Here is a 22,900-nt window from a genome sequence, read left to right as displayed (position 1 = left end):
TTATTGTTTGTTCATTTTTGCCGTTACCAAGGGTAATCTAGCGTCCTTGCTTTTCCACGAATCATATATCCATTCATGATCGGGATCGGTCGTGTTGGCCAAACACTGATCTGTTCCTGCCAAGAAATTCAAATAATAACAATGGAAGCCGTGTTCAGCAACAACGGGATGAAAACCTTTCGGAATCAATACCACATCATTGTGGTGTGGCCTTACGATTTCATCCAGTGATCGGTCTAAGGTATAGACCTGCTGTATGGCGTAAGCTTCTGGTTTCTGGAATTTATAAAAATAAGTTTCCTCTTGTATGGGTTCCAGAACATTGCCTTGTGGATCCAGGATTCTTTCATCATGTTTGTGCGCAGGAAAGGAACTCCAGTTTCCTGAAGGCGTATAGACCTCCCTTACCACAATTTTACTGCAGCCAAAACCTGGAGGAACAAGATCATTGAATTGACGGGTAGCGTTATCGCCACCAAAAATCACCACTGGGGTGTCCTCAGGGGTGACAAATTTAGGAGGGTATTCCTCTTCGGCAATGCACCATCCATATGCTATATCTAGTATTTCGCTAGTTGCCGTAAGGGTAAAATTACTTCCCTTGGGCAAATAAAGCGTGTGTGCTACTCCACTAAACACATCTTTTCTACCATTTAAGGTTTCCCATGATCCTTTATCACTTTCAACTTTAAAATTGCCTGCTAATAGCACAATAACCATTTCATTGTCCTCTGTGCTATGTTCCCATCTTTCATCTTTGGACATTTGTCTTGCTCCAAAATTCAGGTAGTTCCATTGGGCTGTATCTGGCGTCACTTTATGGTATTCTCCACTTGACCTTTCTGGTCTTACAAGTAAATGGGATGCTTTGCTCATTTGTTCAATACTATTTTGTTGTTTTTTTTAATTTGATCTGCTTTCCCTACGGAACCGAACAAATCAAACTTGTTCAGCATAAACTTTTCATACTCGTTCATATATTCCTTACCTGGGATAATTGGATCGAACAATTCTGGTGAATCCTTAAAGAATTCCCTATGCACACGTGTCCAAAGTAAACGTGCATCGGTAGCGATATTGATTTTACAAACCCCATACCTAATAGCTTTTACAATTTCATCCGTTGAAACACCTTCCGCCCCATTGCTCAATTGACCACCGGCCTGATTGATTCTTTCAATTTCTTTGGTATTGACCGCGGACCCCCCGTGCAGTACAATGGGAAACCCACTGAGTTTATCTTGAATTTTTTCGAGAATATGGAACTGTATGCCTTGTCCACCTGAAAATTTATAAGCTCCATGACTTGTACCTACGGCAACCGCAAGACTATCACAATTGGTTTCTTGGACAAACTTGACCACTTCCGAGGGTTTGGTATAAGAAGAATCTTCCTCAGAAACTGAAATATCATCCTCCACACCCGCCAAAACACCAAGTTCAGCCTCTACCACTACATTGTGCCTGTGTGCCTTTGACACTACAGCTCTTGTTCTTGCCACATTACGATTAAAATCATCATGTGAAGCATCTATCATTACAGATTGGTATTCCTTAGAATCTATGGCATCAAATGCATGGGTTTCGTTACCATGATCAAGATGAACTGCGTATGTCGCATCCGGGTAACATTTGGCCGCCGCTCCAATCATTGCACTCAACATTCTAGCTTGGGCATAATCCCGTGCTACAGGGGTCAATTGAACTATAAAGGGTGCATTGGCCTTTTGTCCCGCACGAAACAAACCATGTATCTGTTCCATGGTAAACACATTTACCGCCGCTATTCCATAGGAGCCATAACAATTTTCAAAAAATACTTTCGGAGAAATAATCATGTTTTAATTTTTCTGCACAACACTAATCTAATGCTGAGGATAAAAGAACAAAAAAAACACTATGACTGAAAGGATTACAACAAAAACTCCATGCAAAGGTTTGCATGGAAACTGCGCTTTTTTTACCAGTAACAATTACTTAATCTTCCTTGGAAGATGCCCTGACCACAAGTTCTGGTTTAAAGACTTCTTTGCGGAAACATTCTACTGGTGTTTTATCCTTTAAGCGTTGTAACAATATTCTAGCCGACAACATTCCCATACTATAAACGGGTTGCCAAACTGTGGACAAAGAAGGAGAAAAATATAAGGAGTGAGGATCATCATCAAACCCAACGATAGATATATCTTGAGGTATCCTCATTCCTTTTTTTTTGGCTACATGTATGGCAGAAGTAGCTATGTTGTCGTTAATTGCAAATATGGCATCAGGGGTATCATCCAGTGCTAACAATCTTTTTGTGGGTTTCAGACCATCTTCATGGGAAAAACCTTTGACGTGATGTATGTATTCATTTCTAATCGGCATATTGTTTTGTTCCAATGCGTCCAAATACCCTTGCATTCTATGCTTTGTGGTACTCAGATTTAAAGGTCCACCTAAATGGGCAATTTTTTTGCATCCCGAACCAATCAGATACTCCACGGCCTGAAAGGCCCCTGAATAATCATCCACCAAAACTTTGTCCGATTCCAATCCTGGGCAATCCCTATCAAACACTACAACTGGGATATCATTTTTTTGCAAGTTTTGGAAATGTTCAAAAGTTTTAGTCCCGGAAGCAGGAGAAACTAGAATACCATCAACACGCATACCAGATAATTTTTTCACCAAAGTAACTTCTTCGTCAAAAGATTCATTGGATATACAGATCATGATATTATACCTTGTAGGTCCAACAACATCTTGTATCCCGGTTATTATAGCAGAAAAAAAATGACTGGTAATTTCTGGAACGATGACTCCAATCGTGTTCGACCTTTTCTGTAGTAGGCCCAATGCCATGGGGTTCGGCTGATAATCCAAATCTGCGGCCAGTTCCTTAACCGCTTTTTTGGTTCCTTCTCCTATAGCTGGGTGGTCATGGAGAGCCCTAGAAACAGTAGAAGGTGATAAATTTAGTTCTACAGCAATATCTTTTAAGGTAACACGTCCCTTCCTCATATTTCATTCATTAATCATTTCATCATGGTACTGTTCATTGTTATTGAACAAAATAAGGGGTTGGCATAACACTAGACCAAGTTACCAAATCAATAAACAAAATACAATAAATATCCGATACGGAAATCACTTTTTTGATAAAGAAACCTAAGTCTGAATACTTTTCAGTTTATTGGACTCTCATACCGACCAACCAAGATTCCATATGAGACCTCCACCTTTTTCTTTGGAGTGGCCACGCCACTAGTTCTTTCGATAGCAAAAATAAACCGATAGATATTTAAATGGCTTTCAGCCATTCCTGCAACAGCAACATCCAGGTAGCCAGTCTTCCATGTTGAAGCCCCATAGCAAATCCATGTCCTCCATGTGGATAGAGGTGCATCTCTACATCTATCTTCTGCTTTTTAAGTGCTTTGTATAATTGTAAGGTGTTTTCCACAGGTACAACTAAATCGTTTTCACTGTGAAGTATAAAGGTAGGAGGAGTGTCTGGTTTGACCTGTAATTCATTTGAATATAAATCTACCAATTCATTGGATGGATCTAGACCTAAAAGATTAGTCCTGGATCCACTATGTGTAAAATCTTTTTTCATTGTCACCACAGGGTAGATCAACACCATGAAATCAGGTCGATTGGTTCCTTCAAAATGGGTTCCCAATGTAGCTGCCAAATGTCCGCCGGCAGAAAAACCCATCACTCCTACCTTACTGGGATCGATACCCCATTGCCCTGCCATGGAGCGAAGTATTTCGATTCCCTGTTTGGCATCCATCAATGGAGTAAGGTGTGGCACTTGATTGGATTCATCTTCCGGTAAACGATATTTTAGTACGGCAGCAGCGATACCTTGACCATTCAACCACTTTGCTATATCAGTTCCTTCTTTGTCATATGCCAGCGCACCATACCCTCCCCCAGGACATATCATTATCATGGTTCCGCTATTGATTACCGATGAAGGCAAATACACCTCCAAGGTTGGGTCGGTCACCTTGGAAATCACACGTGCTTCGGGATTTTTTAGTTGTTCTTCAAGACTAGACACTTTGGCATTGGGCACCTCATCTTCCCATAGATGGATAATTTGATCCTGGGCAACACCTGAAGATAGGTTAATAAAAAAAAGTATAACAAATAAAAATCTCATGGTTCAGTTTTTTAGATCAATAAACAGCAGTGAATCAATCACAACCGACAACACTTTCCAAATCATTCTTCACTTCCTGCTCTTGCGCATAATCCACATATAGTCCTTCATATGGTTTGTCCGATACTGCGAACATCACATCTGTGCAACGTATATTGTCATACTGTCCATCCCCTTCCGAACTTTGCATATGGAAGATGCGACTGATATAACTATCGTCCCTTGCATCGATATAAGCACCGATATCATTGCCATAATTGTTAGGTTTCCTCCAATCCGGGGACACCAGTTTGTTGTTCTCTCTATATCGCCTGAGTTGCAGAAAATTCTCCTGAAGTATACCACTTGAAGTACCAAAAGGCTTAAAATTATTGGTATGCTCACTTTTGGTAATGTTATTGTTGGGCTGGATATAAAGTACAACTTTACCGCGCATACCCCCTTCCTTAGAGCCGTTTTCATCCATAAAATACAGGGTTTTTCCATCAACAATCTTATTCTGATCCACTATAGATTCAGTATAAAAACCACTGGAACTATGATATCTCAGCTTATCACCAAATTTGTTCTGCATCAACTCAATTATATCATGCCATTTGGCATCTGCCAACCACTGTTCATATTCTTTTAACTCGGTCATAATAAAAAGGGGTTCATGGTTTGGATGATCTTCGCTCCATTGTTCCATATAATCAATCCAGTCGGACAGCATTATGGAGGATGGGTTATCTACAGTTAGATCCACTTCATCCCCAGGGGCATCATGTCCTAAGACTAGATCTCCTATATGTATGGTGGATAATTGAACAGCACTCCCCTTTTGTAAAAGTAAATTATAACCCCTTTGTGTTGGGGTTAATTTTACCTCAGCACTTACCAATACATCTTTCTCATTGTTATATTCATAAACTAAAATAGGGACACCATCATCTATTATCAATTGTGAACCGATCACCTCGCCATTGGCTGTATAAGAATTGACATAGACCTTGCCATTGGATCGAACTGCTTTCACATTCCCTTTTAATAGGTCGGAACTGTTCGTTTTAGAAGTGTTTAACGACCATAAAGTACCATTAACATCAATGGTCTCCACTCTATAATTGGTCACTGTATTGACATTGTGCCGAAAAATATAAAGCGTGTTGTCTTGTTCAAAGGGATAAAATGATTCTCCGGCTGGTACGGATTCGACTTTATAAAGTGTGGTCCCCAATGTAATTTCACTGTTATCAAAAATAATCTCCTTGATTTCATAAACTCCCGTATCACTTGAATACAGGGTAATAAATGCTTTTTCTTCAAAAATAAAACTAGACAATCGAGCATCCACAACCCCTGTATCCTTAGACCCTATAAAATTTAAAACCGTTCCATTGTAGTTATGTACGGTTAAAGTACCACTGGTTGGGACATAATCTAAAACATATTGCTCGGATTGATAATTCAACACATTGAATTCCCTATGTTCTTCCGTCCATGGATCTGCGCTGTTATCATACCTTAATTCCTGTTCCCCATCGACCACTTCATATATTTTAAAAAGTCCATCCATACTGGAGTAGGAAAATAGATAATTCTTATCCACATAATGGAACGAGGAGAGGTAATCAACGTCTTCAGTCCAATTGGTCTGCAATTCCTCTTCGGTGTAAAAACTAAAAAGGTCAAATTCAAAGAACCTGAGACCACTTTCCAGTTGGGTAGTCAATCCTTCCCGTTTCATTCCTCCTTGGTTTCCTGAGTATGAATTATGGGTGCCCCTAAAGAAAAAGTGTCTATATATAGCAGTTGTAGAATCTTGTACTACTTGTTCTGGGGTGGGGTTCTCTTCTCCTTGGGAAGGTGGAGGCGTTGTTTCGAGCTCACCTGCATCCGATGAACAACCATTTACCAGCAATAAACTGAACAAACAAATACTACAGATATATATTTTTGTCATGATACCAATATAATGCATTGGAAGGGACCCCAAAACTGAAGCCCCTTCTTGCAATGAGAAAAAACAACTTTAGTTGTCCCTGTTACAAAATTCATTATTGTCTGTGTTATCAGCGACGAAATTTGGTTTATGGGCCTCCTCCCATTGGGGTGCATCCGTATCAAAATCATAGTTACACATCACATTGTCCACGTTCCATCCGGAAATATCTTGGTTGAAAGCTTTATTTTCCTTGAACAAGTTTTGCATATTCACCACATTGCTCACATCCCATCCGGAAATATCTTGATTAAAAGCACAGTTTTCACCTCCAAACATCGTTTCCATATTGTCTAGGCCACTCACATCCCAATTATTGACCGAACTGTTGTTGAATCCACTGTCTTTAAACATATCCCACATACTCACTACCTTGCTAACATCCCATGCACTTAAATCGCCATTAAAATCAGACTCGCGAAACAATTCACGCATTGTCACAATATTCCCCAATTTATCTCCCCATCCAGAAAGATCTTGGTCAAATGCATCATTACCTCTAAACGTGGATTGTAAACTGGTTACATTCGAAATATCCCAATCTCCAATTGGCTGATTGAACGGACAATCCCTGAACATATTTTTTAAGGTTGTTGCACTACTTACATCCCATCCAGAAATATCTTGGTCAAAAGCAGACTCCCTAAAAATAGTTTCGAAAGTGGTAACATTCCCCACATCCCACTGATCCATGGGCTGGTTATAGCTGGAAGCCTTATAAAAAAGGTCCTGTACATTGGTTATTCCGCTAACGTCCCAATGGTTTATATTGCTATTGAAGGAAGTGGCTTCTCTGAACATCGCCTTAAGTGTAGTTGTTCCACTTAAATCAGGTGCATCGGTTGCCGAGATTTGCAGGTTGGAACAACCTCTGAAATAGGCTTCATCATTGCCCAGCTTAAGCTGACCCCAGCTGGTTACATCTATTATATTGTCCGAGCTCTGGTCTGTTTCATAAAAATTAAACCCTTCAATGACACCCCACACAGTCACTGTGTAATCGCCAGCTTCCGTATACGTGTGGGAGGCAGATTCAAGGTCATAAGTAGCAACGATACTTTCCGCTCCATCTCCCCAAAAGACCTTAAAATTATAGGCTCCAGACTCAATCAATGGAAGCGTAATACTCTCATCAGCGCTCACCCGCCACACCGTAACGAATTCTTCATCGGACTCAAAAGGCTCCAAGGGTTTCAAATTAACGGTATATTCTTCCTCTAGACCAAATCCTGACACCAACAAAGAAGATGTACCTGTACTAAAACTGTCTCCTGATGCAGGGGATGTGGTTATCCCTTCATTAAGGTTTATGGTCAACACCAATTCGCTGGCATCACATTCATTGGGCAGCGAAGCAGTTATACTCCTGGAAGGGTTGGATACCGAAACTTCAATATCTTCCTCTATACAATCATTCTTTGCAGCCTCAATTACTATGGATTCAATATAAACATCCCTGTCGTCCAAGGAATAATCTGTACTATCCACATCGCAAGAGGATACAGTTGCCCCAATACATGCAGCAATCAAAATAAATTTATAAAAACGTTTCATGTACTATTTTTTTTTATTAATACCCTGGGTTCTGTTCCATTTCTGTAATGTCCACTTCAGCTTGTGGGAGTGGTGACAACAAACGGATAGGTTCTACGGTTATACTTTTGTTCTCATTCTGAAAAAAGGTGTTCATTGTGCTAATCGCACTACCTGTTCTCAAAAGATCGACCCATCGATGACCTTCGCCTACAAGCTCCAACCTTCTTTCGAGGGCTATCGCAGATCGCATACTAGCCTTATCGGTTGCCGTGGTACCCTCGAGATTGGCTCTGTCCCTTACCAGGTCAAGATAAGTTCCTGCCAAAGGCGTTTTATCGTTCTCGTTCAAGCATTCTGCATATAACAATAAAATATCCGCATACCTTACAACATAATGGTTATCTCCCCCATCACTCCTATCACTACTTGGTGACGGTGTCCATTTGTCTAAATAGTAGACATTGTTTGATTCATTGATGAAATCTCTTCGTAAATCGTCCGTTTCATAAAGATCATACAAGGAACTCTCCATTGCCATGGCACCCATGCCACCTTGATCGTCCGGTTGTGTAAACAAGTAATGAAACCTACTTCCTTCACTCCTTCCGTCCAAATCCGAAGCATACTGAACACTAAAAATATCCTCATCATTTCCTTCGTTTTCCACTCCAAAGAGTTCGTCGATCGGAGCAAGCTCATACTGCTGTGAATCAACAATGATTTCCAATTGATCCTCTGCTTGACCGAACAACTGTCTTTTCATATAATGTTTGGCCAAAATGGCTCTAGCGGCATACTCATTGGCCCTACCCGTACTGTTATTTTTGGGCAGTAGATCAATGGCATCCAACAGATCGTTTTCAATTTGTTCATAAATCTCCTCAACCGAGGTCCTGGTATCATCAAATGCATTGGTAGGGTCGTCTATGGTCAACACTAAAGGTACAGCTCCGTACATGGTTGTCAAGTGATCATATAAGAATCCCCTAATAAATTTCATTTCGCCAATTCTAACACTTTTTAGAGATTCGCTGTCGTATAAGACTTCATCTATAATATCCAAAACGGTGTTCGCATAAAAAATGCCTTCATAGCAATTTTCCCAGATGCTTCCGACAAATCCATCTGTACTCGTCCATGAAAAATCTTCTAAGGCTCTAGCACCACCATTAGAGTTTGGTGCTTGGATATAGGCATTATCCGTAGGGATTTCTCCCCAAAGAATCATATAGTAATCATAAAGGGCCTGAAGTTCGTTGTATGTAGCGTTCACGGTGGACTCCACATTATCCTGATCTGTATAATAATTATCTGCCAGTATTCCTGTTTCAGGTAACTGGTCCAACTCGCTTTCACAAGCAATGCACAACAGCAATGCTGATATGACAATAAATGTTCTTTTAATAATCATCTTTTTATTTTTTTTATTGAAATGATAGATTAATACCTGCGGAAATTAGTCGTGGAACAGCAGTGGTTCCCTGTATGTGCCCTCTATTGAGTGGGTTTCCAGTGTTACCCCCATCTGGATTCATACCTCTGTAGTCAGTCCAAGTATGTAAGTTATTGGCAGACACATACACTCTCAAGCTTTGAAGGTGTAATTGCTCCAAAATTGATTTGGGCAGGTTATACCCCAATTGCACACTCCTCAACCTTAAATAATCCGCATCCAACACATTATAATTGGTAGGGTTCCTACTGGCCTTTCTTGTTGCTGTGTTTCCATATGCATCAGGGGGTGACAAGAATCCTTCCGGATTTCGAGTAGGGTCCCAGTAATTATTGAAATAGTGATAATTGGTATTGGTGAAAGCCTCTCCATATTCCAAATAGCGTGAGGTCATTTCATCAAATGCAACCCTTCCCATGGTTCCATTAAAGTTCATGTTGAAATCAAATCCTTTATAAGCCAGATTGATTCCAAAACCATAGGTCACCTCGGCATTGTAATCGCCCAAAAGCACCCTATCATCGGCATCAATGACATCATTGCCATCAGTATCCTGGAAAATATAGTCTCCCACTTCTGAGGAAAGCGTCGTGTTTTTTCTGCTCCTGTATTCTTGTACCTCTTCTTCGGATTTTAGAATACCCACAATTTTGTAACCATATAAATTGGCCAAAGATTCACCCACTCTGGTTATAAACCTTTGATTGCTTCCTTCATATAGCTCATCAGCCCCTCCCAAGGAAATGATTTCATTGTTATTTGTCGCAAGATTGGCATTTACACCAAGGCTAAGATCGCCTAGCTTGAAATCCGAGGCACCAATATTAAATTCCCAGCCCTTGTTCTGCATTTCACCGATATTTTGCAATGATTCATTAAAGCCAGTATGTTTGGGAACCGGTCTATCAAGTAGTAAGTCGGTTATGTCCGCTATGTAATAATCAACACCCAATCTGATCTTATGGAAAAAACTAAGGTCTACACCGAAATTATTGGATGTATTGGTTTCCCACCCTAAATTATAAGATGGGGCACTAGATGGTGCTGCTCCTGGATGCAATGTACTGTCATATGGATAATCCCTTCCTGTGCTTATCGAAGCATATTGTGCGTAATTCCCAATCTGGTTATTTCCTGTCTGCCCCCAACTATATCTTAGTTTGGTATATGTAAGGATATCATTTTCTGGAAAAAAGGATTCATTGCTCAGTACCCAACCTGCCGAAAATGACCCAAAGGTACCGTACCTATTGTCACTACCAAAGCGTGAGGATCCATCAGTTCGAATGGAACCTGATAGAAAGTAGGTATTGTCATAATTGTACATTAGTCTCCCGAAATAGGACAATTGTGTCCATCTACTCCTAGAGGCACCTGCTGTTTGTAATGTTGATCCATCTATATTTTCAATAATATCATTGGGAAAATCAAATCCATCTACAGAGAGTGAGGCATAAGTACTTTTCTGGAAACTCTGTCCCAACAAGGCATTGAACGAGTGTTTTCCTGCATCAAAAGTATAGTTTGCCGTATTTTCAATCAAAACATCACCTTGGTCACTTCTGCTCTCTGACCCCTGTTGTGAGTTCCGTTCGCTAATTAATTCCCTATAAGCTCCTGTCAACATCGGGGCGAATTGATCTGTAAAGCTTGAATGGTAGAGAAAGCCCAAAGATGTTTTCAGTTCCAAATTCTTGATAGGCTCATAAGAAAGGTATGTGTTCCCAAAAGTTCTGAACTCCCTTCGTTGGTATTTGGATAATTCGGCCATGGCCACTGGGTTTTCCTGCATATTGGCATTGTAAGGTCTATTTGCCCGAATCTGTGCCTCGATATTATATCCTGTGGGATGGGTGTCATCATAGGCTGAAAAGAAAGGATACATATACACCATTGCTCTTCCTGCAGGATCTATGGGGTATCGATATTGGTTGCTTCCATTAGTGAGTCCGCGTTCCGCATAATATCCATTGACATTGACCCCATATTTGAAGTGTTTGCCCAATCTGGTATTTACCTTGATGTTCGCTGTATAACGCTGTTGATCTGCTGAAGTTACAATACCTTCCTCATCGGTATACCCAAGCGATACCGCATAATCGGTATTTTCGGTAGCACCGGAGACACTTACATGATGATTCTGTACAATTCCGGCCCTGTATACAGCATCTTCCCAATCAAAATCAGTCAACCCTTGTTCATTATTAAGGTAAGGCACTGTATAATCAAGTATTAACTCTCTAACATTGGCACCATTGGCAATACGTTCTGCTTCCGTATCGTTGATATTTGCCCCAGGGTGGTTTTTCACATATGCATTGTTACGGGCATCTTTAAAAAAGACCGCTGCATCATAGGCATTCAACAAGTCATAAGTACCGGTACGTTCCTGGATTCCCATTACGGAACGTAGCTGTACGGTTGGTTTCTTGCTTCTTCCTTTTTTGGTTGTTACCATTATCAGTCCATTGGCTGCACGTGAACCATATATGGCGGAGGAAGCAGCATCCTTAATAACGTCGATACTTTCAATGTCATTGGGGTTGAGCACGTTTAAGGAACTTCCTTCTGCCAATGGAAAACCATCCACGACCACCAAAGGATTGGCATCCCTTGTGATCGAACCTGCCCCCCTAATAGTTATTGTATTGCCATCTCCAGGGTTTCTGGCGTTGGTTAAAATATCCACCCCTGGTAATTTCCCAACAATGGCTTGATCTATATTGGCGTTTGAGTACTGTTGAATCTCCTCTGCACCAACACTAGCCACTGCTCCGGTTATTTTTTCTTTCGAACTCGTTCCATAACCAATTACGACCACATCATCCAGCACATTGCTAGACTCCTCCAAACTGAAATCAATCGTTTGAGTAGCCGGAGATGCCTTCTTTTCCATTGTTTGAAACCCCAAGTAGGAAACCACCAATGTAGGGGCATTCGATGAAGTTGTAATAGTGTACTGCCCATTAAAATCTGAAACTGTACCGATGGTAGTACCCTTTTCTATAATACTTGCTCCTGGCAAGGGTACCCCCTCACTATCGGATACCGTACCGCTTATTGTTTGTTGTGCCCACACAGAGGTAGAAACACCAATAAGAAAAATGAATATCAAAAATTTAAATTTCTTCATGTTTGGATAGTTGTTTTTGTTAATTCGCCAACCAAATAACAATAAAAAAACGATTTTGATAACAAGGCAAGATTAAAACTTTATGCAAAGGTTTGCATTGGTTAATCTTTAATTTGCAAGTATTTAACCTTGTATTCACATACGTTTTTTAATTCAACAAACGGCTCCATTTCAGTCTATATCGGTGGCGGATCAATTTATCACTTCAACTATTTGAAAATTAATGAACAACATTCCTATTTTGTGCAAAGGTTTGCACAATTATTTTTTTGCAAATAGGAATTTTGTTGTTGTTTTGGAGGGATAGTTGTTTGATTACAATTATACTTTCTCGTTATATTTTCGTTTAACAAAAACTTATTTTATGTACTTTTCTTTCGGAGGTTTCAAATATGTCAAATTCCATGTAAGCATCTTTTTTTGTCTGACATCTTTGTTCCTCACACAAATAGCTGCACAAGAGGTACATTCACACAATGACTATGAACAAGATTTTCCTTTCTGGAAGGCTTTGTCTGGAGGAGCCAGATCTATTGAAGTGGATATATATTTAAGAGATGGCAAACTGTATGCTACCCATGAGGCCTCTGAAATAATCAATGACCGAACAATTGAAAACCTATATTTTCAGCCGATACAAAAAGCAATTACCTTGGACTTGCTAGGCCAAACGCCGTTACAACTGTTGATTGATGTAAAGTCCGAAGCGGTATCGACCTTGGAAAGTTTGATATCGGTATTACAAAAATATCCTGAGATTCGAAAAAATCCGAATATCATCCTTACCATCTCCGGGAACCGCCCTCCCGTTAACACCTATTTGAACTATCCATCTTACATTATGTTCGATTATCAAAGCCTGGAGAACATCAATGACCCAAAACAGTGGAGCAAGGTCGCACTTATCAGTCTCAATTTTAAGAAGACATCCAAATGGAATGGATTAGGCAGATTAACAACAGAGGACTATACAAAAGTAAAAGCGACGATTGAAAAAGCGCATAGCTATGGCAAACCATTCAGATTTTGGGCCACACCAGACACCAAGTCGGCATGGAGGGCTTTGGCCAAACTTAATGTAGACTATATAAATACCGACACACCTTTTGAATGTAGGAAATTTCTCGCCTCTTTGCCAAAAAGGTCTTTTCAAACCAAACAGATTTCGAAAATTTATAAGCCACGTTATACTTCCGATCAAAAAGAACGCACCGTTGAGAACGTTATTTTGCTTATCGGTGACGGAAATGGGTTGTCCCATATTTCTGCTTCCGTTTTAGCCAATGGCGGAGCTTTGACCCTGACCCAACTTAAGAGTATCGGTTTTTTAAAAACAGCCTCCGCAGATGATTTTACCACTGACTCGGCCGCTGCCGGTACAGCTTTGGCAACAGGGGCAAAAACCTATAACCGGGCTGTTGGATTGGATACCCTGAGGGCTCCCTTGGCCAATATCCCAGAAGTCCTTTCCAAGGCAGGTTATATTTCTGGATGTATAACCACTGACAAGTTAACAGGAGCCACTCCAGCATCCTTTTATGCACATCAAGAAGATCGATCATTAACCGATGGTATTGTTTCTGATTTATCCAAGAGTAAACTTTCGTTGTTCATGGGAGGTGGTGAACTGGATTTTGACAACAAGGAGACCCTAAAAGGTTTTCAAATAATGCAAAGTGTAGAGGATATAGGCAGATCAAAAGATAAAAAAGTCGGACATTTCTTTGCAAAGGGTGATTTGCCTGGAATTATAGAAGGCAGAGACAATCTATTGGCCAGAGCCACCAAAAACGGCATTGCTTTTCTCAACTCAAAAAAACAACCTTTTTTCTTGATGGTGGAAGGCGCCAAGATTGATAAATATGCCCACCAAAACAATGTGCCAGGCATTGTAAGTGAGGGCATAGATTTTGATGAGGCCATAACCGAAGCTATCAAATTTGCTGATAACTCTGGTAATACGCTCGTAATTATAACTGCGGACCATGAAACTTCAGGGTTTAGTATTCCGCAGGGAAATATCCAAGATAACTGGGTCGAAGGAGATTTTACTACATATGACCATACAGCCGCTATGGTTCCCATTTTTGCCTATGGCCCATATTCGCATAAATTTCAGGGCATTTACGAGAATAGCGAAGTTTTCCATAAAATCATGGAAATTCTAAATGTACAAACACATAAGTAAAATTTTACAGTTAGTTTAGTTAGCTTTAAGTGCTGTTGTTAAGTGAACTTGGGAACAAACCCGTTCCCAAGTTTTCACCCATCAAGGTCCATAATCATGAAATCTTGACTACAATTCCGGAAAACTTCATTTTATTACATAATGTAGGAATGACAAAAGCTTTAAGGTTCACGTCTCCTTTTAATCATCGCTTCGCACATTTTAAAGGATGTTTGTTTGCTTATTCCAAACTATAATTAAATTATTCACATGGAACGTACTGAACCATTCACCGAACTCTACACCTTTTTATGATATCAGATGAATACTTAAAAACTAAATACCTTTAAATCAGTCCGTGGACTTTACTTAAACACCACCTATTTAGTGATTCGTCGGGAGTGCCAGAACCAACAGCCAAAGCATAATCAATTTATATACAGATGTTTAAGTAGACACCCCCAAAACACCTCTCTAGCGGCATCTTCAGGTGAATTATAGACTTTCTAAATTAGAATATAGTAAAATACGCTCCCATAAATGTCCAAAAACCTTTCCAATCCAGGCCCTATTCGAACCCAAATATCAACATATTGAAAAGCAACACTTTAAAAAGCCACAAATAAAAGAGGGCACCCATTAGGACATCTTAGATCGGTACCTGACTACAACTTAGAATCTTCGAATCCCTGTGCCACTTCGGCAACAGGTGTTCACTGTCCCAACTATAAGTCAGATGCGCTTGTCCCTGCTCCTGTTGTCAAACGCAACCAGATTGAACAGTTCCCGCATGCGCGACCTTACCCGATTTCCGTAACGTGCTTCCAATTCCTCGGCATTCAAATTGGTCGTGGCATGTGTTTTTCTTTTTGCATTCCGGAACAACTCGTATCGGGATAGCAAAACTTCCCCCATTACATTGCATTCCTTGCCAAAATGAACACCCTCGGGCTCAATGCCCAGGTCATCAAAACAATACAACTGGGCGTCCCCGTAGTCCCCAATGATCTTGAACCCGAGATGATTGAACCCGAACACAATGTTCCGGCTTGGAATCACCTGATAGGGCCTTTGGTGCGGGACCATGAACTTCAATAATTTCATCAAGCTGGTCTTACCACATCCAACGGGTCCTGATAGGAGCACGCCCTTGTCAATATCGATTCCCAACTGCGAACACCGTGCCCTGTCCCGTATAAAATAGAGGCACAATTGGTAAATGATTTCTCGATCTTCCCTATAGATTTTGAACTTTTTTCCGAACAACAGCTTGCCCTTGGCCTCCAAATAGACCAACATCTTCTCGAAATCATAGTGGATCTCACGCCCCTTTAGTGTTCCCAGTTCATATTGGACCGTATCCTCGGTGATGATATGTGGTGATCGATAGTTCAAAGCGGCTGATGGTAATCTTTGTCCGTGGTGGTCCTGAGGTTGTCCCTATTTGGGACAGTGGCCCTAAGCTGTTTGTCCTTGCTTTCAGAGGTATGGGAAGTTGATTTTTTTGAATTTTCCGGTTTTTCACTGTTTCTATTGTTTTTCTTGGTTTGTATAGGTTTGTTTATAGGTACCAGTGCTTGTCCACTGCTTGTCCCAAAATTGGTATGGCTTGGGTACACTACTTGTCCACCACTTGTCCCAAAATCGAACATCTTGATACGGCTGCCCTTGAACGGGTTGTGCGATGGCTCATAGCGGATATAATCCCAATGGCTGAGCTCCTTGATACAACGGTGATAGGTGGATTTGGACCCGATCTTGGAAAATTCCATCACCTCTTCCCTATTGATGTAAAAGGACTCCCTGAAAAAATTATTGTTCCAAAGCTGGAACAGGGCTACATAAAGACTGATATGGGTCGGGTTCAAACGGCCGTCCTTGGTAAACTGTCCGAAGACCCCGTTCAAATGTTTGATGTAATTGATATCGCCCAAAGCCTAGATCCGATTATGGACCTTGTTCTGTTCAAGGACCTCCTGGATCTCTCCCTGTTCATAGTACAGCACCCCGCCTATCCGTGTAAAGGGCAAAGTGCCGTTGACCCTAAGGTTTTGCAATGTCCCCGGGGATATGCCCAAGAGTTTGCGTACTTCCTTTGATCTGAGCCATTTTTTATTGGCCGTCCCTGAATTGTGCTCCAATAACGTTTTAATGTCCTCCAGTAGTTCCAGTTTGAACTCCATGAGGTCTTTTGTCGTAACAATGGTCGCTCCCATATGATTTGAATTTAAAAGAAAGGACCACCGCATTAGTCGCAACAAATTTGATGGTCCAATCACTGATTTGACTTTCGGGTACAAATCTTATAAAGGATTTTCAATAAACTTCTAGAGTTGGGCCTCACCTAGGGAACGATTTATGGACATTATTTCTGATGCCGTTTGACCTTATTTGAAACAAGCATCCCGAAAAAAAAACATGAAACAACCACCCTCACCCTTCCAATACCAAAATTCCCACCTAGGTACCCACTTGGGAAAGTTCTGCATTCATTCATCCAAGGAACGCATCCGTTGGTTGAGCATTTCGATAAGCTTGTCCAAAAAGCGTGTTTTGCTGTTTTTCCTCGCCCGTATCTCGATAAAGGTATGGTAGTAATTGCCCAGGTCCACATTGTAAAAATGCTCAAAATGGGAAGCCAGCTCCTTGATGTCGACCGTTCCACTATTTACGGCATTACTGGCATGGAGCGCATAGAGCAATTCGATGAGATCGGTCTTGCTCCCGGTCCAGAATAATTTAGAAGGTTTTTCCATAGGTGTGTTCTTTTGGGGTTCCAGAGAATTGTTTAGGTCATCTACCTCCTTTCGTAAGTATACAATGAGCATATCGTAGGCCATGATAGTGGCCACTGTACCGTCCTGACAGGTGGAGAACTGATCATCGATCAGAAAGTGAAAGGATTCCAAGGGCATGCGCAGGTCCCGATTGCCCCGGACAAAATACTGTTCGTCCATGGACATCGCACCTCTCCGGTAATAATTGTAGAATTCGAGATTGTCATTGAAAAAGGTCTGTAACTTATCGATCTGCTGCTGGAGGTATTTGATTTGGGCCATATTCTTGCCACGGGGACGTTTGCTTTCAATACTAAAGAGCCTGACATAATAGATGAGCTTGCTAAAGATTTGTGGTTTGACATGCTTAAAAAAATAAATCTCGTCAGATTGCGTCTCGAAGACCTTCCCTCCTATTTCCTTTTGTAGTTTGCGTATACTTTTTTCTACCAGTGCAATCCCCTTCTCCGCTTTGTAGAGGATATCACCGTTTCCACTCTCCAAGGACTCTAATTGGCCCTCAAATACTGATAGCAGTTTTTGGTACTTCATAATAACCAACCATTAATACTGCACTTCCATGACCCTGATTACTTCCACAATGAAATTGCCATTGGCCTGGAAATAGGCATATTTATCCATGGCAACAGTTTTCAATCTCGTAAGCTGTTCCAGTCCCAAGTATCCTTTTGTCCCAGAATGGTAAAGTTTCCGTCCCCCGACGTCTATATTCTTACCGGAAAAGGACTGGTCCCCGGCATAAAAGTGCAATGCTACAGCCTGTTTTGTATCAGGGTATACTTCATATACGGTGTTCAAAAAATTGTGGTGTTTGATCTTTGCCATATCGTTTGGTTTAAATTGTCATAAAAAGTAATGGCATTTGTAGGATTAAAGCGTATACATTTTTAAATGACTCCTTTTGAGATAAGTATTATTCCTTTTTAGATAATCACTTGTCAATAAAAACGGGCTATTCAATTCATTAACAGTTATCTATAACCAATATTTTTGTACATTCAGTTGGATTACCAGTTTTTGCATTATGAATACATCCCATGAAAACAAATACGCAGTGTATCTGTTGACCGACAACCTTTTACATGTCATTTATAAAAAAGATCATATGATTGATCTCGAAGCTGCACAAATCATCGTGAGAGACCGTATGAAGGTCCAAGAAGGCCTGTCCATGCCTGTGCTCTGTGATATCCGGGAAATCCGTATGGTCAACAAGCCCGCTAGGGATTACTTTGCCATGGAAGGGTCGCTTTTAGTCAAGGCACTGGCCTTTTTGATCGACCCGCCCGTGACCGATGTGATCAGTGCCTTTTATTTGGGCACCCATCTGGTCTCCTTTCCCACGGCCTCCTTTACGGACAAGGCCGAGGCCATTGCCTTTTTAAAGGAATCCACAACATGAATTGACAGCACCTTAAACCGATCGCCATGCTAAACACCGATGATTTCAACGTAAAACGCATACAGCAGATGTTGATGGAAATGGCACGCGGCAACTTTTTCTTTAGTCTGGAACCCAGTGCAAAGAATGACAATGTCGCCTCCCTTATCGTCATGCTCAATATGGTCAATGAGGAAATCAGGGCCTCCTTTGTACATCAGGGATTTGCGAGGGCCGAGGATACGCCCCAATACTTGGTACAACTATCCTTTTTGCTGAATGCGGAGGGCATCATTGAAATGGCCAATCAAAAAACAAGTTCGCTCCTTTCCCGATTGCCCAAGGACTTGATCGGCACCCATATCACGGAACTATTGACCAAAGGTTCCCGTAAAATTTGGCAAAAGAAACAACAACAACTGTTGAAAAAGGAGTATTCAGACACCAAAATACCCTTGGAACTGACCACTGGCGAAGGGCTGATCATTCGCAAGGAATTCAATGTCACCTGTTTTCAGGACTTGGACGGCACCCACCAAAAAATCCTGATGGACACCGTACTGTTCTCCAAAAGCGAACCTTTTGGAAAAGGACTCTGGAAACAGGCGTTGAAGGTTAGCAAGGACACCAGGTCGCCCAAGGTACGTCTGAGCCAAAAGGACATCCGAATGATCCGTGGCGTCCATGACATGATCATCAATAACTTGGACAACGACCTTCCCAAGCTCAAGGACCTGGCCCTGCAAATGGGCACCAACGAATTCAAATTGAAATATGGGTTCAAACAATTGTACGGCACCTCTGTTTTCAAGTTCTTGACCCAAGAGCGCCTGCGCAAGGCCAAGACCTTGACCCTCCATACCAGTCTGTCCCTAAAGACCATAGCCCATATGACCGGCTTCAAGAGCATTCCCCATTTTTCTAGGGCCTTTAAGGAAAAATATGGAAGTCCGCCCAGCAGCCTTAGAAAATAAACTGATCATCCCAAAACGATAAATCCCTACAGGACAAGTATTTATCCCTTAGAAATAATTTCGACTATCGAACTTTGTCATATCAAATCAAAAGATATGTCAAGGAAACCATGTTACGCCAACATCATATACATCATCGTCCTGCTCTTGAGCATACTGTTCCTCTATACGGCCACCAGTAAATTGCTGCACCTGGATATTTTTCAACTGCGGCTACAGCGGATGCCCTACATAGCCCCTTTGGCCACCGGTCTTGTTTGGTACGTGCCCTTTATGGAACTGCTGATCGCCGGACTATTGCTGATCCCGAAGTACCGGATCTTGGGACTATATGCCAGTTTGGTACTATTGGCCCTTTTCACCGGCTATATCGGGACGGTCCTTCAATTCAGTGACTCCATTCCCTGTTCCTGCGGGGGTGCATTATCGGCCTTGGGGTGGAAGGACCATCTCGTGTTCAATGGGGCATGTATGGCCATGGCACTTTGGGCCATTATACTGAACAAAAAACTGCACCAGAAGACCTTTCTGGATCAAAATACTACGTAGTGCCAGGGGAAGCCGAAAACCTAAAAAAGAGTAAGCATTAATTCATAATAGTTTATATCATGAAAACAAGTTTTTTAAAAATCGTATTACCTGCCTTAGCCATAGTACTGGCGGTAGGCCTGGCCTTTGCCACTGAGGACAAATCGGTAGACCGTGAGGCCTTCTATAACGTCACTGGTCAAGGTTGGCAATCCACCATGGTGGAAGAATCATGTTATGCCGGTGGTACCATTCCATGTAAGATCGGTACGTATCAATTGTATGCCGAACCTGATTTTGGCAGTACACCATTGCACAAGGACTAAATCCTTGAAGCGTGTTCATCAACAAAAGGTGCCTTGTTACAAGGCACCTTTTTTAACTAACTCAAATACATCCATAAACTAAATGGGGTTCCCCAAAGTCCATGGCATACCTTTAATACACTACTCCATGGCACTGATTTTTCGTAAGCACAATTGCCAGTGCCCCCCATTGGGTCCTTTCTTGTTTCTTTTTAATGTGCTCTTGATCTCCTTTTTCAACTCCATCAATTGTTGCTTCAACAACCCTTTGGCATAGTCGGAATGGATAAAGAACTGTTCCTGGGGATCTATACTGGGGCCTTCTTTCTCAAGTATCCTTATAACCACTCCGATATAAAGTTGCTGTAGTTCCTGACGTCTTGCATTTACGGGAAAAGTATTTGACCGCAGCTCTTGGAACAGCCCTGATCGTAGTTGGGACAAAAATGTAACAACCAAGTTTTCATAGCCCCAAAAAGACTCCATATATTCCAATCGTTTCAACCTATTGGCCGATAAGAGTTCAAAAAGCAATGTCCGCTGATAATCCAAGATCTTGTCCGAAAAAGTGGAAAACCGTGTCCTTGTATGAAAACTTGGTTCATTCAACCACTTTGGTGGATCAAAGGCATTAGACAACAGAAAGTGCAAAGCTTCCTCCTGCATTTCCCTATCCAACGGATCGTACATGGGCCCTGGTTGGTCAATGGATTTATAGTGGATATCATAGCCCCCGACCAGGCTCAACACATGTTTCATATGATCCAACCACAACAATCCCGTTCGCTCATATAAGCGTTCCAATCGGGCATTGTCATTTTGATCATGACAGGCGGCCGGCAATAGTGCCATCACCCTTTCCAGGTTTTTAAGGGCCAGTTGGGTACTTTGTACCGGATTATTGGTTTCCACCACTTCATTGGAGGCCGCGGGACCAATAACTTCCAACCTTTTGGAATTGAACCGATACCAGGGTACCGAATCTTGCCATCGGACCATTTGCTCCAAGGCTTCCGCTTCTGCTTTCTTGGTGGTCCCTTTCGGGAATTCCGTATAGGCCCATTGGATATTATAGTGGTCGGTTGGCCCTACTCTTTGCAGTAAGAGCGATGGAGGTATACTATCCGATGGCTGTGGAATATTGGACGATCGGCTATAGTTCATGATACTGGGGGTATGGCCCATCTTGTGAAGCCATATACTATCGTTCATCTTGTCCCAAGGATAGGCAAACTCTCCAAAATTGCCATCTACCAGTCCAAATGCATGACCCGCCTCATGGGCCGCTATCACTTGAAACAATTGACCGGTCAGGGTTTCGGGAAAAGGAAATCGTTGAGCCCTTTGATCAAGGGGCGCTGCCCGTACAAAATACTTTTCCATTACGGTCCTTGCCGAGGCCCCCATAAAAATATCGTTCCGTAATATCTCCCCTGTCCTGATATCGATCACTGGCCCAATCGTTCCCCCATAGTTTTCTTCCTCGGAACCACGCAGGTACTTTTTTTGGGACCAGTGTACCCTATTGAAATGGATGCGGTGTGCTTGCCAGGGATCCAAGCTGTCCAGTTCCTTGACCACTAGTGCATCTTTGAACCCGGCGGACTCAAAAGCGGGAAGCCACTCCGCTATCCCTGCCTTGATATAAGGTCTCCACGGTTTGGGTACTTCGGGGGATATCCAAAAAGTTATGGGTTCCACTGGCACACTGACCTCTTGGTCCTTGAATTTCTTTTCCAAGCGCCATCGGGTGATGTTGGCCTTTTTGTTGATCAGATCAAAATGGATTTGGTCAATGGCATCATCAAAAAAACCCATACGGTAATCAAACCGTCTGGACTTCATGGGACTTGGCAGAGCGGCAAACCCATAGAATATGGGCACCGCTATCCTGGATTTGTCCATGACCAGTCCCTTGCGCACCTTAATGACCACCTCGTTGTCCCAGTTCTTGGCTCCCAGGACCAGACTGATTTGTGGCACAGGGGTTTCCGTATACCCAGGTTTCCATTCGATCGCTTGGCTCAAGAGCAGCTCTGTTACGTTGATGGTATGACCATTGACCGCCTCCACCGTCTGCTCCACAGGATAAATACCAATGATATTATCCTTCTGGGCAAGTCGTTTCCTAACCGGCAATAAGATACCTGCGGTAGACTCGATCCGCGGTATTTTCAATAGTATGTTATTCCCTTGTAAAGACCAGACCACTTGAAGGTATTTGGGTGTTGGCACATGATCATATCGAACGAACAACATGGGTGTCTCCAAAAGGTTATCCGGTATGGTCAAAAAAAGCTGATCATTGTGAACGGTAGTGGTCAAAAAGGAGGACCCTTCCCTTGGCACATTTCCCACATAGTTCTCTGATAAATGCAAATTTGGCTCTCTGGCAAGTCCTAGGAAAGGCATGATTCCTAAAATATAAAATATAAGCTGTTTCATCGTATCTCTAAATATGTTGTTATAGTTCTCTTGCCAACCAGGA

General features: G+C 41.8%; 19 protein-coding genes. 5 read left to right on the top strand and 14 right to left on the bottom strand.

Annotated elements, in window-relative coordinates:
* From iolB to MWU56_RS00210, 8 genes are all read right to left on the bottom strand, one after another.
* Positions 1–876, bottom strand: a complete 876-nt coding sequence (gene iolB / locus MWU56_RS00245) for a 5-deoxy-glucuronate isomerase (protein ID WP_247041029.1) — start codon at positions 874–876, stop codon at positions 1–3.
* Positions 873–1,838, bottom strand: coding sequence for a ketose-bisphosphate aldolase (locus MWU56_RS00240; RefSeq protein WP_247041025.1), 966 nt, complete (start codon positions 1,836–1,838; stop codon positions 873–875). The genes iolB and MWU56_RS00240 overlap by 4 nt, the downstream gene beginning before the upstream one ends.
* A gap of 139 nt (positions 1,839–1,977) precedes the next feature.
* Entirely contained in the window at positions 1,978–3,003 is a 1,026-nt protein-coding gene (locus MWU56_RS00235; RefSeq protein WP_247041023.1) for a LacI family DNA-binding transcriptional regulator, read from the bottom strand.
* A gap of 280 nt (positions 3,004–3,283) precedes the next feature.
* A complete protein-coding gene (locus MWU56_RS00230) occupies positions 3,284–4,156 on the bottom strand; it encodes an alpha/beta hydrolase (RefSeq protein WP_247041021.1) in 873 nt (290 codons plus the stop codon).
* A 34-nt stretch (positions 4,157–4,190) separates the two neighbouring features.
* Complete coding sequence (locus MWU56_RS00225; protein ID WP_247041019.1) at positions 4,191–6,098, bottom strand: hypothetical protein; 1,908 nt, start codon at positions 6,096–6,098, stop codon at positions 4,191–4,193.
* A 69-nt stretch (positions 6,099–6,167) separates the two neighbouring features.
* Positions 6,168–7,691 (bottom strand): BspA family leucine-rich repeat surface protein, encoded by a 1,524-nt coding sequence (locus tag MWU56_RS00220; protein WP_247041017.1) that lies wholly within the window; start codon positions 7,689–7,691, stop codon positions 6,168–6,170.
* A gap of 16 nt (positions 7,692–7,707) precedes the next feature.
* The gene (locus MWU56_RS00215) at positions 7,708–9,084 is read right to left on the bottom strand and encodes a RagB/SusD family nutrient uptake outer membrane protein (RefSeq protein ID WP_247041015.1); all 1,377 of its coding nucleotides are present in this window, start codon (positions 9,082–9,084) and stop codon (positions 7,708–7,710) included.
* Positions 9,085–9,097: 13 nt separating this feature from the next.
* On the bottom strand, positions 9,098–12,259 hold the full coding sequence (locus MWU56_RS00210; RefSeq protein WP_247041013.1) for a SusC/RagA family TonB-linked outer membrane protein: 3,162 nt from the start codon (positions 12,257–12,259) through the stop codon (positions 9,098–9,100).
* A 364-nt stretch (positions 12,260–12,623) separates the two neighbouring features.
* Between MWU56_RS00210 and MWU56_RS00205 the strand changes: the two genes are divergently transcribed.
* The gene (locus MWU56_RS00205; RefSeq protein ID WP_247041011.1) at positions 12,624–14,447 is read left to right on the top strand and encodes an alkaline phosphatase; all 1,824 of its coding nucleotides are present in this window, start codon (positions 12,624–12,626) and stop codon (positions 14,445–14,447) included.
* Positions 14,448–15,158: 711 nt separating this feature from the next.
* On the opposite strand, the gene MWU56_RS00200 is transcribed toward MWU56_RS00205, so the two are convergent.
* From MWU56_RS00200 to MWU56_RS00180, 5 genes are all read right to left on the bottom strand, one after another.
* Positions 15,159–15,821 (bottom strand): ATPase, encoded by a 663-nt coding sequence (locus MWU56_RS00200; protein WP_247041010.1) that lies wholly within the window; start codon positions 15,819–15,821, stop codon positions 15,159–15,161.
* A complete protein-coding gene (locus MWU56_RS00195; RefSeq protein WP_247041008.1) occupies positions 15,818–16,360 on the bottom strand; it encodes a hypothetical protein in 543 nt (180 codons plus the stop codon). The genes MWU56_RS00200 and MWU56_RS00195 overlap by 4 nt, the downstream gene beginning before the upstream one ends.
* A gap of 3 nt (positions 16,361–16,363) precedes the next feature.
* Positions 16,364–16,642, bottom strand: coding sequence for a helix-turn-helix domain-containing protein (locus MWU56_RS00190; RefSeq protein WP_247041006.1), 279 nt, complete (start codon positions 16,640–16,642; stop codon positions 16,364–16,366).
* A 273-nt stretch (positions 16,643–16,915) separates the two neighbouring features.
* Positions 16,916–17,755, bottom strand: coding sequence for an RteC domain-containing protein (locus MWU56_RS00185; RefSeq protein WP_247041004.1), 840 nt, complete (start codon positions 17,753–17,755; stop codon positions 16,916–16,918).
* Positions 17,756–17,767: 12 nt separating this feature from the next.
* On the bottom strand, positions 17,768–18,049 hold the full coding sequence (locus MWU56_RS00180) for a hypothetical protein (RefSeq protein WP_247041002.1): 282 nt from the start codon (positions 18,047–18,049) through the stop codon (positions 17,768–17,770).
* 199 nt (positions 18,050–18,248) lie between these two features.
* Here MWU56_RS00180 and MWU56_RS00175 point away from each other — a divergent pair, with 199 nt between their 5' ends.
* From MWU56_RS00175 to MWU56_RS00160, 4 genes are all read left to right on the top strand, one after another.
* Positions 18,249–18,626 (top strand): hypothetical protein, encoded by a 378-nt coding sequence (locus tag MWU56_RS00175; protein WP_247041000.1) that lies wholly within the window; start codon positions 18,249–18,251, stop codon positions 18,624–18,626.
* Positions 18,627–18,652: 26 nt separating this feature from the next.
* Complete coding sequence (locus MWU56_RS00170; protein ID WP_247040998.1) at positions 18,653–19,579, top strand: helix-turn-helix domain-containing protein; 927 nt, start codon at positions 18,653–18,655, stop codon at positions 19,577–19,579.
* 96 nt (positions 19,580–19,675) lie between these two features.
* Positions 19,676–20,128: a MauE/DoxX family redox-associated membrane protein gene (locus MWU56_RS00165; protein WP_247040994.1), complete on the top strand. Its 453-nt coding sequence runs from the start codon at positions 19,676–19,678 to the stop codon at positions 20,126–20,128.
* A 59-nt stretch (positions 20,129–20,187) separates the two neighbouring features.
* Positions 20,188–20,433: a DUF6520 family protein gene (locus MWU56_RS00160; RefSeq protein WP_247040993.1), complete on the top strand. Its 246-nt coding sequence runs from the start codon at positions 20,188–20,190 to the stop codon at positions 20,431–20,433.
* A 120-nt stretch (positions 20,434–20,553) separates the two neighbouring features.
* Here the strand turns inward: MWU56_RS00160 and MWU56_RS00155 are convergent, their stop codons facing one another.
* The gene (locus tag MWU56_RS00155; RefSeq protein WP_247040992.1) at positions 20,554–22,857 is read right to left on the bottom strand and encodes a zinc-dependent metalloprotease; all 2,304 of its coding nucleotides are present in this window, start codon (positions 22,855–22,857) and stop codon (positions 20,554–20,556) included.
* Positions 22,858–22,900 lie beyond the last annotated feature (43 nt).

It is taken from the genome of Allomuricauda sp. F6463D, assembly GCF_023015965.1.
Lineage (GTDB): Bacteria > Bacteroidota > Bacteroidia > Flavobacteriales > Flavobacteriaceae > Flagellimonas.
Note: the sequence above shows the minus strand (reverse complement) of the source record. Positions and strands in the feature narration are given on the sequence as shown.